Annotated in this window: 17 protein-coding genes; 4 read left to right on the top strand and 13 right to left on the bottom strand. The window is 64.9% G+C overall.

Annotation, left to right across the window (positions count from 1 at the left end):
• Positions 1–78: 78 nt before the first annotated feature.
• The 11 genes from P6U28_RS26175 to P6U28_RS26125 form a co-directional block, all read right to left on the bottom strand.
• Positions 79–279 (bottom strand): hypothetical protein, encoded by a 201-nt coding sequence (locus P6U28_RS26175; RefSeq protein ID WP_129146075.1) that lies wholly within the window; start codon positions 277–279, stop codon positions 79–81.
• 294 nt (positions 280–573) lie between these two features.
• Positions 574–2,715: a flagellar biosynthesis protein FlhA gene (gene flhA, locus P6U28_RS26170; RefSeq protein WP_164937241.1), complete on the bottom strand. Its 2,142-nt coding sequence runs from the start codon at positions 2,713–2,715 to the stop codon at positions 574–576.
• A 256-nt stretch (positions 2,716–2,971) separates the two neighbouring features.
• On the bottom strand, positions 2,972–3,472 hold the full coding sequence (locus P6U28_RS26165; protein ID WP_129146077.1) for a DUF4259 domain-containing protein: 501 nt from the start codon (positions 3,470–3,472) through the stop codon (positions 2,972–2,974).
• Positions 3,459–3,896, bottom strand: coding sequence for a hypothetical protein (locus tag P6U28_RS26160; protein WP_129146078.1), 438 nt, complete (start codon positions 3,894–3,896; stop codon positions 3,459–3,461). Before P6U28_RS26160 ends, P6U28_RS26165 begins: the two co-directional genes overlap by 14 nt.
• 149 nt (positions 3,897–4,045) lie before the next feature.
• Entirely contained in the window at positions 4,046–4,273 is a 228-nt protein-coding gene (locus P6U28_RS26155) for a hypothetical protein (RefSeq protein ID WP_164937242.1), read from the bottom strand.
• A gap of 145 nt (positions 4,274–4,418) precedes the next feature.
• Positions 4,419–4,718, bottom strand: a complete 300-nt coding sequence (locus P6U28_RS26150) for a copper-binding protein (RefSeq protein ID WP_129146080.1) — start codon at positions 4,716–4,718, stop codon at positions 4,419–4,421.
• A 17-nt stretch (positions 4,719–4,735) separates the two neighbouring features.
• The gene (locus P6U28_RS26145) at positions 4,736–5,191 is read right to left on the bottom strand and encodes a cupredoxin domain-containing protein (RefSeq protein WP_164937243.1); all 456 of its coding nucleotides are present in this window, start codon (positions 5,189–5,191) and stop codon (positions 4,736–4,738) included.
• A 32-nt stretch (positions 5,192–5,223) separates the two neighbouring features.
• Positions 5,224–6,558 (bottom strand): copper oxidase, encoded by a 1,335-nt coding sequence (locus P6U28_RS26140; protein WP_407120223.1) that lies wholly within the window; start codon positions 6,556–6,558, stop codon positions 5,224–5,226.
• Positions 6,559–6,571: 13 nt separating this feature from the next.
• A complete protein-coding gene (locus P6U28_RS26135) occupies positions 6,572–7,999 on the bottom strand; it encodes a TolC family protein (RefSeq protein ID WP_407120222.1) in 1,428 nt (475 codons plus the stop codon).
• Between the two features lie 9 nt (positions 8,000–8,008).
• Positions 8,009–8,290 (bottom strand): hypothetical protein, encoded by a 282-nt coding sequence (locus tag P6U28_RS26130; RefSeq protein WP_122401193.1) that lies wholly within the window; start codon positions 8,288–8,290, stop codon positions 8,009–8,011.
• A gap of 73 nt (positions 8,291–8,363) precedes the next feature.
• Positions 8,364–8,807 carry a hypothetical protein gene (locus P6U28_RS26125; RefSeq protein WP_122401194.1) on the bottom strand — a complete coding sequence of 148 codons (444 nt, stop codon included), beginning with the start codon at positions 8,805–8,807 and terminating at the stop codon, positions 8,364–8,366.
• A gap of 144 nt (positions 8,808–8,951) precedes the next feature.
• On the opposite strand from P6U28_RS26125, the gene P6U28_RS26120 reads away from it, so the two are divergent.
• Positions 8,952–10,217, top strand: a complete 1,266-nt coding sequence (locus P6U28_RS26120) for an MFS transporter (RefSeq protein WP_129146084.1) — start codon at positions 8,952–8,954, stop codon at positions 10,215–10,217.
• Here the strand turns inward: P6U28_RS26120 and P6U28_RS26115 are convergent.
• Both P6U28_RS26115 and P6U28_RS26110 read right to left on the bottom strand, forming a co-directional pair.
• A complete protein-coding gene (locus tag P6U28_RS26115; RefSeq protein WP_129146085.1) occupies positions 10,214–10,621 on the bottom strand; it encodes a DUF4864 domain-containing protein in 408 nt (135 codons plus the stop codon). The genes P6U28_RS26120 and P6U28_RS26115 overlap by 4 nt on opposite strands.
• 53 nt (positions 10,622–10,674) lie before the next feature.
• Entirely contained in the window at positions 10,675–11,313 is a 639-nt protein-coding gene (locus P6U28_RS26110) for a TetR/AcrR family transcriptional regulator (protein ID WP_129146086.1), read from the bottom strand.
• Between the two features lie 252 nt (positions 11,314–11,565).
• Between P6U28_RS26110 and P6U28_RS26105 the strand changes: the two genes are divergently transcribed.
• From P6U28_RS26105 to P6U28_RS26095, 3 genes are read left to right on the top strand one after another with little or no spacing between them, the layout of a single operon-like run.
• On the top strand, positions 11,566–12,063 hold the full coding sequence (locus P6U28_RS26105) for a (2Fe-2S)-binding protein (protein ID WP_122401198.1): 498 nt from the start codon (positions 11,566–11,568) through the stop codon (positions 12,061–12,063).
• Entirely contained in the window at positions 12,060–13,115 is a 1,056-nt protein-coding gene (locus tag P6U28_RS26100) for a xanthine dehydrogenase family protein subunit M (RefSeq protein ID WP_129146087.1), read from the top strand. The genes P6U28_RS26105 and P6U28_RS26100 overlap by 4 nt, the downstream gene beginning before the upstream one ends.
• Positions 13,108–15,369 (top strand): xanthine dehydrogenase family protein molybdopterin-binding subunit, encoded by a 2,262-nt coding sequence (locus tag P6U28_RS26095; RefSeq protein WP_407120221.1) that lies wholly within the window; start codon positions 13,108–13,110, stop codon positions 15,367–15,369. The genes P6U28_RS26100 and P6U28_RS26095 overlap by 8 nt, the downstream gene beginning before the upstream one ends.
• Positions 15,370–15,410 lie beyond the last annotated feature (41 nt).

The following is a 15,410-nucleotide window of genomic DNA, read 5'->3' as shown; positions in this document are numbered from 1 at the left end:
GGTCGTCTACATATCCACGTGGCGACTTTGGGGGGCTGGTAAAGAGCCGCGTGAATTCACAAAACTCGTCAAATCTCCTCAGCGAACGAGAGAGGCGTTCGAACTGGTGACAACGACCGGCTTGCCGGCCTTGACCACGCGGGCGGTCTGGGTCAGGCCTTCATCCGAGCCAGAGCGCGCCGTCATGCCGAAGCCCGCCACCGCGATCCCTGCGACGAGCGCGACGACCACAATCTTCAAATGGGTCGCGCGATCAGCGCTGTAGATCGAGTGGTTCATGGAAGCCTCCTGCCGCCATCTACCCGAAGTAGTCGCCCGCCCATTCGGGCAGGTTCATGCTTCCGGTGCCCAACAACCTAATATCGGCGGATTCGTTCCCAAGGGGCGATCACAAGACCGTGACAGGACGTGAAAGATCGCGATCAAAAGCGATCCCTTCGTTGTGTTTTTCTATAATTATTTCAGAGATGTAATGGGCCTCCCTGGCGCTTTCTGGCTTGGTGGTCGACAAGGCGCCAGGAACTCAAAAAACATTTGCCTGTGGCTGAAAAACACACGGCTTCTTAAGGCAAATCAGATGCTTCCGACCGTTTTCAACCTCGCCCTGGGGTGGATTTCAGCCTGCGACAGCACGGCGGTCTGGGCCCGGAACCGTTCCACCAGGGACCGCACGAACGGACGAATGGCCGCGGAGGTGACCAGCACCGGCGCCTCGCCTTCGCGCGCGGCGCGCTCGAAGGCCTCGCGCACGGCGGTCATGAACTCCGACAGTTTCGAGGGCTGCATTGCGAGGCTGCGCTCCTCGCCCTGGCCGATGATCGACTCGGCGAAGGCCTGCTCCCATTTCGCCGACAGCGCGATCAACGGCAGATAGCCGGCGTAGGAGGTGTTTTGCGCGCAGATCTGGCGCGCGAGGCGCGCGCGGACGTGCTCGACCATCGTCGCCGGATTGCGCGAGAAGGCGAGCGAATCCGCAATGCCTTCGAGGATGGTGGAGAGGTCGCGGATCGAGATGCGCTCGGCGAGCAGCAGCTGCAGCACGCGCTGGATGCCGGAGACCGTGACCTGGCCCGGAACGATGTCCTTGACCAGCTCGCTCTGCTCCTTCGGCAGCTCCTTGAGCAGCTTCTGCACCTCGCCATAGGACAACAGGTCCGACATGTTGGCCTTGAGCAGCTCGGTGAGATGGGTCGAGAGCACGGTCGCGGCGTCGACGACGGTGTAGCCCTTGAGCGAGGCCTCCTCCTTGAGGCTGGCGTCGACCCAGGTCGCGGGCAGGCCGAAGGTCGGCTCGGTGGTGTGGATGCCGGGCACCTGCACCTGGCTGCCGCCGGGGTCCATCACCATGAACTGGTTCGGCCAGATCTTGCCGGTGCCGGCGTCGACCTCCTTGATCTTGATGATGTAGGTGTTGGCCTCGAGCTGGACGTTGTCGAGGATGCGCACCGCCGGCATCACGAAACCCATCTCGATCGCGAGCGAGCGGCGCAGCGCCTTGATCTGTTCGGTGAGGCGGTCGGTGCCGTCGGGGCCGTTGACCAGCGGCAGCAGCGCATAGCCGAGCTCGATCTTGAGGTCGTCGATCTTGAGCGCGGCCGAGATCGGCTCTTCCGCCGCGGCAGCGCCAGGCGCACCCGGCGTTCCCGGAGCGGGTGCGGCCATGGCGGCCTGCTCGGCCTTGACGGCGGTTCTCTTGTGGTTGCGGGCGTGCCAGGCCAGCGCGCCGGCGCCGGCGCCGAGCGCGAGGAAGGGAATGGTCGGAATGCCCGGCAGCGCCGCCAGCACCAGCATCACCGCCGAGGACATCGCCAGCGCCTGCGGATAGCCGGAGAACTGCTTCATCAGCGCCTTGTCGGCAGCGCCGGAGACGCCGGCCTTGGAGACGAGCAGGCCGGCCGCGGTCGAGACGATCAGCGCCGGCACCTGGGTGACGAGGCCGTCACCGACCGTCAGCAGCGTGTAGCTGCGCCCCGCATCGGCAAAGGACATGCCCTGCTGCGCGACGCCGATGATCATGCCGCCGACGACGTTGATGAAGACGATCAAGAGGCCGGCGATGGCATCGCCGCGGACGAACTTGGAGGCACCGTCCATGGCGCCGAAGAAGCCGCTCTCGTCCTCCAGCTCCTTGCGCCGCTCCTTGGCGACCTTCTCGTCGATCAGGCCGGCGGAGAGGTCGGCGTCGATCGCCATCTGCTTGCCGGGCATGGCGTCGAGGTGGAAGCGCGCGGCGACTTCGGCGATGCGGCCCGAACCCTTGGTGATGACGACGAAGTTGACGATGATCAGGATGGCGAAGACGATGATGCCGATGACGAAATTGCCGCCCATCACGAAGTTGCCGAAGGCCTCGATGACGTGACCGGCCGCAGCCGTGCCCTCGTGCCCGTGCGACAGGATCAGCCTGGTCGAGGCCATGTTGAGCGACAGGCGCAGCATGGTCGAGATCAAGAGGATGGTCGGGAACGCCGAGAATTCGAGCGGCGCCTGGATGAACAGCGACGTCATCAGGATCAGGATCGACAGCGTGATCGAGATCGCCAGGAACAGGTCCAGCACGATCGCGGGCAGGGGCAGGATCAGCACCACCAGGATGGTGAGGATGCCGAGCGCCAGCGCGATGTCGCCGCGCTTGAGGACGGTGACGATGTCGTTGAGGGAGGGGATGCCGGGCTTGGCGTTGCCTACGCCCTGTCCCGCGGTGACGTCGACCATGGTAGCTGCCTCCCCGCGCGACTGCCGTCCGCGCGCCCCAAACGTCTGCGCGGCGGCCGAAGGGCCGCCGTTCCGAAAGTGAGGCACCGCACTGGCGTCCACGGGGTTCCTCCCGTTCTACGCGGCCGACGACACTCGACTTCACCCGGCAATTTTTGCCCGGTGTATGGTTAGCAAAGGGTTAACGGGGGGAGGGAAGGGGGATTATCGTGTCTCACTTCAGGGGTGCATGTCACCGTAATCCTCGGCTTCTGCGTCACCGACTAAGTCGGGCCTGGAGATTCGTCACACTCACCTGCCAATCGCGTAAATTCTTTGCGCCTCCTTCTCGCATCAGTTCTTGCGCCCCCGAATCCTTAAGGATGCGATCGACAGCTCTGACCGCAGAGTCTATGAGGTCCCGATTCGCATCTATCGAATGGAGCGCCGCCCATTTTCTACTTGGGGCAGGTAAATGGGCTGCTGGGTTGCCCATCATCGCCGCAACCAATTCGGCGGCAGCTAAAGCGCGCGAAGCTGTCTCGTCACCGATAGTCGATACAGGGCTTAAAGCGGCGTCGAGAGCACTACGAATCGACTCCACACTGCCGTTAGGAACAATCTGGTCCAAGAGATCTGATGCATTGTCATTGGAAAGCGTATCAGCGGCCCAGCCACCGCTTGAGACTGGGGCAGGGCATAGAAGAACGGCACAACAGGCAATCAGCATGGCAAAGCCGCCGAGCCGCTTAGGCTTGGAAGTGCTATGTAGCTTCATAGTCGGAAATCAGTTCTTCCAGCAACTTGCGCTCTTCAGGAGACTTTTCAGTCGGGTCGTGTAGCACGTTGCGGACCAGATAATATTCGGTCTCGTTCTTGATCTGGCCTCGCTTTACAATCTTTGCGTAGCTTTTCGAATATCGTCTCCGCAGTTCAGAGAGCGTGACAATGCCGCGACTGCGAAGCTGGGAGTCTAGTTTCTCGACCTCCTTATGGTCAAAACGTAACGACATTTCCACGCAATCGTTGATCGCTTGGCGGAGCCCTTTGAGAGCCATCTTCATGCTCTTTTTCTCTAGCGCTTCAAGGCTGGCTATGGGCTGTCTGTCCGGCGGCAGACCCTCAGCCTTGAGATATCGCTCAGCATAAAATGAAAGAAAATCTTTCATTCTCGCATATTTCAATTCAGGTTCGTCTTGCATCCCAACCATCCCTCACTGTCCACGAGCCCCAGGGGAGTTGTCTGGCAAAGCTCCAAATAGATTGATTGATTGCTGGATGTAGTACGATCTGAGTGGGTTCATATTCGATATGCCGTTGATCATGTTTCTCTAATTACGGTGACAGTGCACTAAATATTTTTCCCGTCTTCCTCCACGGCGGGCTTCGGCCCGCGCTTGGCTGGCTTGAGGATGCGCCCGGTCTGACGTTCGATGCGGGCGAGAAAGCGGCTGTCTCCAAGCGGGCGGCCGATGCTCTCGGCTGAACGCAGCGCACCGAACAGATCGGCTTCGGGTTCGGTTGCCAGCAGAAGGGAGAACTCGGGAAAGCGATCGCGGACCGGCGCCAATGCGGTCAAGCCGTCGTCCTTGCCCCGCAAATGCGCAGTCGTCGTTCCGGGGCGCCCGCAGGGCGAACCCGGAATCCATCGGGCGGCGGAGTTGGTGGATGAATGGATTCCGGGCTCGCGCCAAGCGGCGCGCCCCGGAATGACAGCGGGCCCTCTACTTCGCCTTCTCCATCTTCGTCACCGTGTAGCCCGACGACGCCTCCTCGGCTTCGAAGGTCACCTTGTCGCCGACCTTCACCTGCTTGAGCATGGCCGCGTCCTTGACCCGATAGACCATGGTCATGGGGTCATCCATGCCGAGGCTCTTCGCCGGTCCGTGCTTGAGCGTGATCTTGCCGGCGCCTTCGTCGATCTTCTTGACCTCGCCGCTGATCGAGGCCCCGGCCGCCAGCGCGCCGGTGGCAACGCTTGCCGCCAGCGCCAGCGCGGCGGTAAGTTTGATGATGCGGTTCATGTGGATCTCCTTTCGCGTTACTTGACGGTGACGTGACCGATCATGCCGTTGTCGCGGTGATCGGGGATGAGGCACGAATATTCGAACGTGCCGGGCTTGCTGAACTTCCAGAGGATCTCGGCCGTCTTGCTCGGGGCAAGCCGCACTGCATTGGGATCGTCGTGCTCCATGTGCGGATGCTTCTTCATCTCATCCGCATGCGCGAGATTCTCTTTCGTCGTCGCGAGCAGGAATTCGTGGTCCTCCTTGCCGACATTGCGCAGCACGAAGCGGATCTGCTCGCCGCGCTTCACCTCGATTTTTGCCGGCGTGTAGTCCATCTCGTTCAGCAGGACTTCGACGGTGCGTGCCGGCTTCTTGGGATCGCCGGGCTCGCCGGCCGAATAGTTTTCGTGCCCGTGCTTGTCGTGAGCAAAGGCCGGTGCGGTCGAAAGCGCGGCCAGCGCGAGGGCGAGCTTGATCGTGGTCTTCATCGTTATCTCCAGTTGGTGGTTCATCGAAACGCTCACATCTTGTGCTTCATCGGCGGGCTGCCGGGTTTTTGCCGGGCTGGTTCGGCGGCCGGCGCCGTGACCTCGTAGGCGACGGTGCCTTGCGGGAACTTGTACGGGCCGGGATCGCGGTAATCGTCGCGCGCGAGGTCCTCGCGGATCTTCATCACCGTGAACATGCCGCCCATCTCGATCGGCCCGAACTGGCCGGTGCCCGTCATCATCGGCAGCGTGTTGTCGGGCGCGGGCATCTCCATGTTCCCCATCGCCATGCCGGTCGAGCCCATGGCCATGCCGTCAGGCGCGAGCTTGCCGACGGCCTTGGCGAGATCCTTGCGCGACACGCCGATCAGGTTGCGCACGTCGTGTCCCATCGCGTTCATGGTGTGGTGCGACTTGTGGCAGTGGAACGCCCAGTCGCCGGGATTGTCGGCGAGCACGTCGAGCACGCGCACCGCGCCGACCGGAACGTCCGTCGTCGTCTCCGGATATTGCGCGCTCTCCGGAACCCAGCCGCCGTCGGTGCAGGTCACCGCAAAACTGTGGCCATGCAGATGGATCGGATGATTGGTCATGCTGAGGTTGCCCATGCGCACGCGCACCTTGTCGCCGAGCCTGACCGGCAGTGGATCGATCCCGGGAAACACCCGCGCATTCCAGGTCCACATGTTGAAATCGGTCATCTCGTTGACATGCGGCAGATAGGTGCCGGGGTCGACGCGATAGGTGCTCATCACGAACACGAAGTCGCGATCGACGGGCCGGAAATTCGGATCGCGCGGGTGCACGACGACCATGCCCATCATGCCCATCGCCATCTGCACCATCTCGTCGGAATGCGGGTGGTACATGAACGTGCCGCTCTTCTTCATCTCGAATTCGTAGACGAAGGTCCTGCCCGGCTCGATGTGCGGCTGGTTCAATCCGCCGACGCCGTCCATCCCGCTCGGGACGATCATGCCGTGCCAGTGCACGGTTGTGTATTCGGGCAGTCTGTTGGTGACGAAGATGCGGACCTTGTCGCCCTCGACGGCTTCGATGGTCGGGCCGGGCGATTGCCCGTTGTAGCCCCACAAATTCACCTTCATGCCTTCGGCGAACTCCCGCACCACCGGTTCTGCGACGAGATGGAATTCCTTCCAGTCGCCGTTCATGCGGAACGGCGCCGACCAGCCGTTCAGCGTGACCACGGGGCGATAATCCGGTCCGCTGATCGGATGCAGCGGCGGCTGCATCACCACCTTGTCCATGGTGGGTGCTTCCGGAATCGAAGCGGCCTGCACGCGGCCTTGAATAGCCGACGCGCCGGCAAGCGCGGCGCTCCCCAGAAATCCTCGGCGGGAAAACATCCTGGCCTCCATCTCAGTGGCCGCCGCGATCGGCAGGTGTTGCCGCGGCGATGGTGGTTGGATTGTCGCTGACGGCCGCCGGCGCGCCGCCGCCATTGACGGCGGTCTGCAAGTCGGCCTGGGCGAGGAAGAAGCTCTGCCTGGCGTCGATCGCGCCGCGCAGCGACGCCAGACGTTGCCGCGCCTCGGTGAGCAGCGCGAAGATATCGACCTGCATGCTGGAGAAGCGCAGCTGCATCTCCTCGGTGATGATCTTGCGCAAGGGGATGATCTCGCGCTGGTAGTGGCTCGCGATGTCGTAAGTGGAGCGATAGGCACGATAAGCATCGCGCGCCTCGGAGCGCACATTCACGGCGCGCTCGCTCAAATGGTTGAAGGCAAAGTTGTAAGTCTCGGCTGCCTGACGCACGCGCACCTCGCCGCCGTCGAAGATCGGGATCTGGAACTGCACGTCGAAGCCGCGTTCGCGGAACGGCGGCCCTTCCGGATCCCGAGTGCGGCGGGAAATGCCGGCAATATCCAGCAGCGTCACGAAACGCGTCGCCTCGGCGAGGTTCAGCGACTTCGCCAGCGCCGTCAGCTCCAGCCGCGCGATCTGCAGGTCGATGCGATGGGCGACCGCATCGGCCTCGATGGAGGGCAAGGCCAGCGGCCGGCGCGGCAGCGAGGGCAACGCGTTGGGCAAGCGGAAGTCGAGACCCTCGTCCCACAGACCCATCAGGCGCGCAAGCCTTTCGCGCGTGCTCGCCGCGGTCTGCCGCGCGGTGGCGAGGTCGGCAGTGGTCTCGGCGTAAAACACCTGCTCGCGCGCCTGGTCGAGCTTGTTGAGCGAGCCGGTCTCGCCGAGCTTGACCGCGAGCTGCGCGGTCGATTCCGCCGTCGCCTTCGCGTCGGTCAGCAGCACCACCATCTCGTTGGCGGCAACAGTGCGGATGTAGGCGCGGCGCACGTCGGCGGCGAGTCGCAGCGTCGCCAGGGCAGCGCGCAATTGCGCTGCCCTGAAACGGTCACGGGCGATGTCGGAGCGGAACGGCAGGGTGGCAAGCGCGAGGATGTCGCCGACCACCTGGCGCTCGATCTCGCTGGCGCCATTGCCTGATATCCGCGATATCGAGAACACCGGGTTGGGCGGCAGGCTCTGCTCGACCAGATCGGTCTCGGCCAGCGCCAGCTCGTCATAGGCGGCCTGCAGCCCCTTGTTGTTGAGCAGCGCGATCTGCACGGCAGCGTCTGCGCTGAGCGTCCGCGACAGCAATTGGCGAACGCGCGCCTCGACCGCGCCGGTGCCTTCGGCCGTTCGCACAAAGGCGACGTCCTTGTTGATGGTCTGGTTCGTCAGATCCGAGACATCAGTCATGCCGCTGTCGGGCGAGAACGCGGCGCAGCCGGAAACGCTGAGCGCAGTGAGGACGAGCAGGCCTCGCGCAAGATGGCGTGTCATGGCGCGCTCCTACCGGTCTTGCTTCGGCTGCGGCGTCACCGCATCGTTGCGGCCGCGCCACGGCGCCGGCGTCGCAGGCCGCAGGCTGGTATAGGGCGCGATGGTCGAGCGATAGCCGATGCGCGCCACCTTCGCCGCCGGAGCGGCGGGGTCGGCACTGGCGATCGGTGTCGTTGCCGGCATGCAGCCGGAGAGCGACAGCGCGGCAAGGGCGAGCAGCAGCCGATTCAATCGAAAATATCGTCGATCCACCGCAGATGCGGCGGACTTCGCCCCGGAAAGCGTAAACATGACCTGTCCTTGATCTGGAGACCACAGGTTCGCGCGCGCAGAAGCGCGCTCGGCCCGAAATCGTCGCGTCAGATCAAGCGATGGGGGGACGGTAGTGCTGGGGTGGTGCCGCGCCGTGCAGGCTGGGGACGATCTCGGGTGCGCAGGCGGAGACGGGCAGAAGCGGCTTGGCGACATCAGGCAGATCGGCGGGCAGCGCGCTGACGCACATCATCGCGCAGCACGGGCCCACTGTTCCCTTGCCGTCGTGGTGATGCTGTGCGGGCGCGTCCTTCGCCGCGGTCTGGTGATGAGCGTGGGTTGCCGCATGCGCGTGCGACGTATCGCCGTGCACATGGTTCGTCGGCATCTGGTGATGCGCCGGCACGAGATCTGCGAGGCGCGCGTCGTCAAGGCAGGGCGCAGGGCCACCGCCCCAGGCAAGGCTTGCGGCCGGCGCGAGCACGCAGAACAGATAGGCGAGGGCGATGATCCGCCCCACCCTGATCCGCAACGATCGCGTCAATCGCAACAACATTCTGCCGACTCCGCGCGGCAATGTTGCACACGCTGATTGCAAACTAATGGCAAAAGGCGCATTCGCCAAGCTCTTCCTACCGCAGCGCACCGCGCATGCCCAATATCGCGCCACGATGCTTGACCATGTGGCGAACCGCGGGTCATGGTCCGGCCCGTGCACGCGCCAAATCATCCAGGACAAACACCTGCGTCCTTCACCCCTGACTCCCGTCAGGCCTGGGTGCGCCTGGTCATTGCCCTTGTGATCGGCTCGATCGGCGCCGTCGGCATGTGGGCGGTCGTGGTCGTGATTCCCGTGGTGCAGACCGAATTCGGCGCCACGCGCGGCGCGGTGTCGCTGGCTTTCACCCTCATGATGTTCGGCTTCGGGCTCGGCGGCGTGATCGCCGGCAAGATCACCGACCGGTTCGGCATCGTGCCGGCGATGGCGATCAGCATCGCCTTCCTCGGCGTCGCCAATGTGCTCGCGGGTCTGTCGACCCAGCTCTGGCAGTTCGTAGCGGCTTATTTCTTGATTGGGCTCGGCACCTCCGCGACCTTCGCGCCGCTGATGGCGGAAGCCTCGCATTGGTTCGAGCGCTATCGCGGATTAGCGGTGACCATCGTCGCCAGCGGCAATTATGTAGCGGGAACAATGTGGCCGCCGATCGTGAGCTGGGGCACGCAGGAGATCGGCTGGCGCTACACCCATATCGGCATCGGCATCGTCTGCGCCAGCCTGATGGCGGTGCTCGTGCTGATCCTGCGCGCGCAGATGGGCAACGACCATCTTCGCGATCATGCCAACGCACCGCCGCCGCGGGTCGATCTCAAGTTGTCGACCAACACTCTGACGGTGCTGCTCTCGATTGCCAGCATCTCCTGCTGCGTGGCGATGGCGATGCCGCAGGTGCACATCGTCGCCTATTGCGGCGATCTCGGCTACGGCGTCGCGCGCGGCGCCGAGATGCTGTCCTTGATGATGGGCTGCGGCATCATCAGCCGCATCGGCTCGGGCTATCTCGCCGACAAGATCGGCGGCATCCGCACGCTGCTGGTGGGATCGCTGGCGCAGGGATTTGCGCTGGTGTTCTATCTGTTCTTCGACAGCCTCACCTCGCTGTATCTGATCTCCGCGATGTTCGGCCTGTTCCAGGGCGGCATCGTGCCGAGCTACGCCATCATCGTGCGCGAGGCGATGCCGGCGAGCGAGGCGGCGACCCGCGTCGGCATCGTGATCTTCGCCTCCGTGTTCGGCATGTCGTTCGGCGGCTGGGTGTCCGGCGTCATCTTCGATGCCACCGGATCGTACGCCGCGGCATTCGCCAATGGCGTGGCGTGGAATGCGCTGAACATCGGCATCGTCGTGCTGCTCTTGATCCGCTCGCGGATGGGCTCGGTCAAGACCGGCCCGGGTTTTGCCACCTAAACGGACTGTCCTGCCTTCAGCAGCGAGCAGCCGGTGATCTTGTAGCTGCCGTCGCCCTGCTGCTCGAGCGTGTAGAGCGCCTCCCAGGCCTCGCCATTGGCATCGATGATATGGACGCGCTGGGCGATCCAGCCGCCATCGATCTTGCTCTCGCCAAATTCGAAACTCTTGTGACGATAGACCGGCGCGTAACCGCTCTGCACCATGGACATGAAGATGTCGGGTGCGGGAAAGATCTCCTTGATCGAAGGTGCCGCATAGGAATAAGCCGCCGTCGCATCGTCGCGAACGAAGGCCTGCTCCTGGGCGCGGATGACGCTTTGGGCGGCCGCGACATCGCCGGCGCGTGCGGCGAGGAGACTAAGGGCAATCGTGAAGGCGACGACCAAGACTGCGATGCGCATGACAGGCTCCGCGTCGATATCCCGGCGGAGGCGATGCTAACACATCTCCGCGCCTACCGCTTCCGCCTCGGTGCCGGCTTCGTCGTCCTGGCCGCGCGCACCTTGGCCTTGCCGGCCGGCTGCACGCGCAAGCCGTCGACGAACACGTCGAGCAGGCGCAGCGCCGTCGCCTGCCAGCCGGGCTGATCGTGCACGTAGCACATGCCGAAGAAGGCGCGCAGCAGATCCTCAGGGCTGATGTCGGCGCGCATCTCGCCAGCTGCGACCGCGCGCTCGAGCAGCGAGCCGATCGCCTTGGTCAGACGCTCGAAGGAGAAAGCATGCAGCTCCGACCCGCTCTGCACCGCCAGCGCCAGCGCTGCCATCATCCCCTTCTTGGTCGCAACAAACTCGACCCCTGAGTGCAACCAGCGCCGCAGCGCCTCGACCGGGTCCTTTTCATTCTTCAGTTGCTCGGCCAGCTCGCTGAGCTGCTCGACCTCGCGCCGGTACACCGCCTCGAACAGATCCTCGCGCGTCGGAAAATGGCGGTAGAGCGTGCCGATGCCGACGCCGGCGCGTTTTGCGACGGCCTCCAGGCTCGCTTCGGGGCCGCCGGCGCTGAACACGGCCTTGGCCGCTTCGAGCACGCGCTCGCGATTGCGCACGGCGTCGGCGCGGGGCTTTCGGGCCTGGTCGGTGTGGTCATCCATGCCGCGCAATGTAGATCACGAATTGGTTAGATTGAACCCTCGCCGGACCCGTGCAGGGCTGCATCGCGTTGGTCGCGCAGGGGCTTTTGACGAATTCCAGATATTTCCGAGCGGCTCTTGTTAAACGGAGGCTGCCTCCGTATCTTCGATCGGGCGTCGGCCGCATCATCTTCGGGCGGCGCGGTATCGACGGCGGCCACGGCGGTGGCGCGCTGCACGACGACTCATGTCCATTTCTGATCGGAGCCTTGTATGAACCACTCCATCAGCCTCACCGTGAACGGTGCGCGGCGCGACTTCGTCCTCGACGATCCGCGCGTTACGCTGCTCGATCTCTTGCGTGAGCGCCTCCATCTCACCGGAACCAAGAAGGGATGCGACCGCGGCCAGTGCGGCGCCTGCACCATTCTCGTCGACGGCAAGCGCATCAACTCGTGCCTTGCGCTCGCCATCAGCCACGACGGCGCCGACATCCTCACCATCGAAGGCGTCGCACGCGGCGACCAGCTTCATCCCGTGCAGGCGGCCTTCATCGCCAATGACGGCTTTCAGTGCGGCTTCTGCACGCCCGGCCAGATCATGAGCGCGATCGGCATGATGCGCGAAGGCCAGGCCGGCAACGATCCCGAACGCGTCCGCGAATGCATGAGCGGCAATCTCTGCCGCTGCGGCGCCTATGCCGGCATCGTCGATGCCGTGCTGGAAGCGCAGGCCGGCATGGACGAGACCAATCAGAGGCGCTCCGCATGAAACAGTTCGATTATGTCAGGCCCGGCACGATCGCCGAAGCCGTCGCCGCCGCGGCCCGGCCGGGCGCCGTCTATCTCGCAGCCGGCACCAACCTGCTCGATCTGATGAAGGGCGGCGTCAGCCGTCCGGATCGTCTGGTCGACGTCACGCATCTCAATGGACTCGATGGTATAGAGACTCTCGCAGACGGTGGCTTGCGTATCGGCGCGCTCGTCAACAACGCCGATCTCGCGCACAATGCCGAATTCGCGAGATCCTATCCTGCGGTGGCCGAAGCGCTGCTCTCCGGCGCGTCGGCTCAATTGCGCAATGCCGCCACCGTCGGCGGCAATCTGTTGCAACGGACACGCTGTGCATATTTCTACGATACCGCCAGCCGCTGCAACAAGCGCGAGCCGGGCTCCGGCTGCGACGCCCGCGACGGCGAGAATCGAAGCCATGCCGTGCTCGGCTGGAGCGAGAGCTGCATCGCCACGCATCCGTCCGATTTCTGCGTGCCCCTGGTCGCGCTCGACGCGGTCGTGGAGATCGAGGGCAGCAACGGCCGGCGCGAGATCGCGCTCGACGCGCTGCACCGCCTGCCCGGCGATACGCCCGGGCGCGAGTCCGTGCTCGAGCCCGGCGATCTCATCGTCGCGGTGCGCCTGCCGCCCGCCGCGCGCGGCTTTGCCGCGCATGCGCGTTATCTCAAGGTCCGCGAGCGCACCTCCTATGCCTTTGCCCTGGTCTCGGCCGCCGCCGCGCTGCGGATCGAGAACGGCAGAATCGCGGAGGCGCGGCTTGCGCTCGGCGGTGTTGCCGCAAAGCCCTGGCGCGCTCGCGCAGCAGAGGACGTGCTTGGGAATGTTGCGCCCACCCCAGACGCGTTCCAGGAGGCGGCCTGGCGTGCGCTCGAGGGCGCAAAACCGTCCGGCGACAACGCTTTCAAGATCGAGCTCGCGCGCCGCATCGTCGTGCGCGCGCTGCTACTCGCCGCCGCCGGTACGCCTGCGCGTATCCCCGCGCTGCCGGCCTCTCCCTTTGCCTCGATCTCCGGAGCCATCCATGCCTGAGCTCAATTTGACCAGCGCTCCCGCCCATCTGCGGCACGGCTCGAATATCGGCCAGCCGCTGACCCGCCGTGACGGCATCCTCAAGGTCACGGGGCGGGCGACTTACGCCGCCGACAATCATCCACCCGGGATGCTGTTTGCGGTGATGGCCGTTTCGAGCATCGCGCGTGGCCGCGTGACCTCGCTCGATGTCGCGGCCGCCAAGCGCCATCCCGGCGTCGTCGACGTCATGACGCCCGACCACAAGCCACAGCTCGCGATCGACCCCGAGATCAAGACCAATCCGTTTGTGTTCCGGATGGAGGTGTTGCAGAGCAATGAGGTTCGCTACGCCAATCAGCCGATCGCGGTCGTGATCGCGGAAACGCTCGAAGCCGCGACCGAAGGCGTTGCCTTGCTGGCGCCTCGCTATGATGAACTGCCCCCGCTGGTCGGGCTCGATGCCGGGGAGACCTTCGTGCCGCCCGTCGTCGGCGTCGGCAATCCGAGCGAACATCATCACGGCGACGTCGAGGCGGGTCTTGCCGCTGCCGAGAAGCGGATCGACGCGACCTACGAGACGCCGCCGCAATATCACAACGCGATGGAGCCGCATGCGATCGTCGCCTCCTGGGATGGCGACCGTCTGCAGATCGACATGCCGACCCAGGGCTTGATGCTGTCGCTGGCGCGCATCGCCGAATTGTTCGGCATCGCGCACGACAAGATCCACATCCGAAGCCCGTTCCTCGGCGGCGGCTTCGGCTCCAAGGGATTGATGACCGGGCCGCCAACGCTCGGCATCATGGCGGCAAAACTCGTCGGCAGGCCGGTGAAGCTGGTGCTGCGCCGTGAGCAGATGTACGGCCCGGTTGGCCATCGTGCGCCGACGCGTCAGCGCCTGCGCATCGGTGCCGACGGGGAGGGACGCCTGACCGCGCTCGATCATCACGCCAGGACCGTGTCGAGCACGTTCGACGATTTCTACGAGCCCGCGGCCGATGCCTCGCACACGCTCTATGCGGCGGCTGCGATCCGCACTTCGCACGATGCCGTGCGCGTCAACACCGGCACGCCCCTCTTCATGCGCGCGCCGGGGGAGGCAACGGGCTCGATCGCGCTCGAGAGTGCGATCGACGAGATGGCCTGGGCCTGCGGCATCGACCCGCTCGCCTTCCGCCTGAAGAACTACGCCGAGGTCGAGCCGATCTCGGGCAAGCCGTTCTCGTCCAAGGCACTGCGTGCCTGCTACGAGCAGGGTGCGGCGCGGTTCGGCTGGGCGAAGCGCTCGCTCCAGCCGCGGCAGATGCGCGACGATGACGGTCTTCTGGTCGGCTGGGGCGTGGGCACCGCGACCTTCCCGGCGCTGATGTTCCAGGCCGAAGCGCGCGCGGCGATCCGCCGCGACGGCTCGGGTGTCATGGAGATCGGCGCGCATGACATGGGGCAGGGCGCCTGGACCGCGCTGGCCCAGATCGCGGCCGATGCCGTCGGCCTCGATGTCGACCGTGTCGAATTCAAGGCCGGCACGTCCGACCTGCCCGATGCCGGCATCGCCGGCGGCTCGGCCCACACCGCGACGGCCGGCAGCGCGATCCATAGCGCCGGCGCGGCCGTGATCGCAAAGCTCGCCGATCTCGCCACCAATGATGAGCGCTCGCCACTGTTCGGCGCCGGCAATGCCGGCGTGATCGCGCGGGACGGCAGGCTGATCCGTCGCGACGACGAGAGCCGCGGCGAGAGCTATGCCGAGATTCTCGCGCGCGCCGGCGTCGCCGAGGTCGAGGCTCGCGGTACCGGCGCGCCGAATCCGGCGGCGATGGAGGAATATGCCATGCATGCCCACGGCGCGGTGTTCGCCGAGGTGAAGGTCGATCCGGAGCTCGGCCAGGTCCGCGTCACCCGCATGGTCGGCGCCTTCGCGGCGGGACGGATCGTCAATCCGCGCATGGTGCAGAGCCAGCTGTGCGGCGGCCTGATCTGGGGCATGTCCTTCGCGCTGCACGAGGAGGCCGTCACCGACCGCCGCAGCGGCCGGATCATGAATGCCAATCTCGGCGAGTACCACATCCCGGTGAATGCCGACGTGCCGCCGCTCGACGTCATCACGGTCGAGGAGCACGATCCGCACGTGAATGCGCTCGGCATCAAGGGCGTCGGCGAGATCGGCATCACCGGCAGCGCCGGCGCGGTCGCCAATGCCGTCTGGCATGCGACCGGCGTGCGCGTCCGCCGTTTCCCGATCCGGATCGAGGAGTTGCTGACGCAGCGTTGAGGGGCAAGGCGGGACGAGATCTTCTCGCTCCGCCGCGTTTC

Source organism: Bradyrhizobium sp. STM 3561 (genome assembly GCF_045571455.1).
Taxonomy (GTDB): Bacteria; Pseudomonadota; Alphaproteobacteria; order Rhizobiales; family Xanthobacteraceae; genus Bradyrhizobium; species Bradyrhizobium vignae.
Note: the sequence above shows the minus strand (reverse complement) of the source record. Positions and strands in the feature narration are given on the sequence as shown.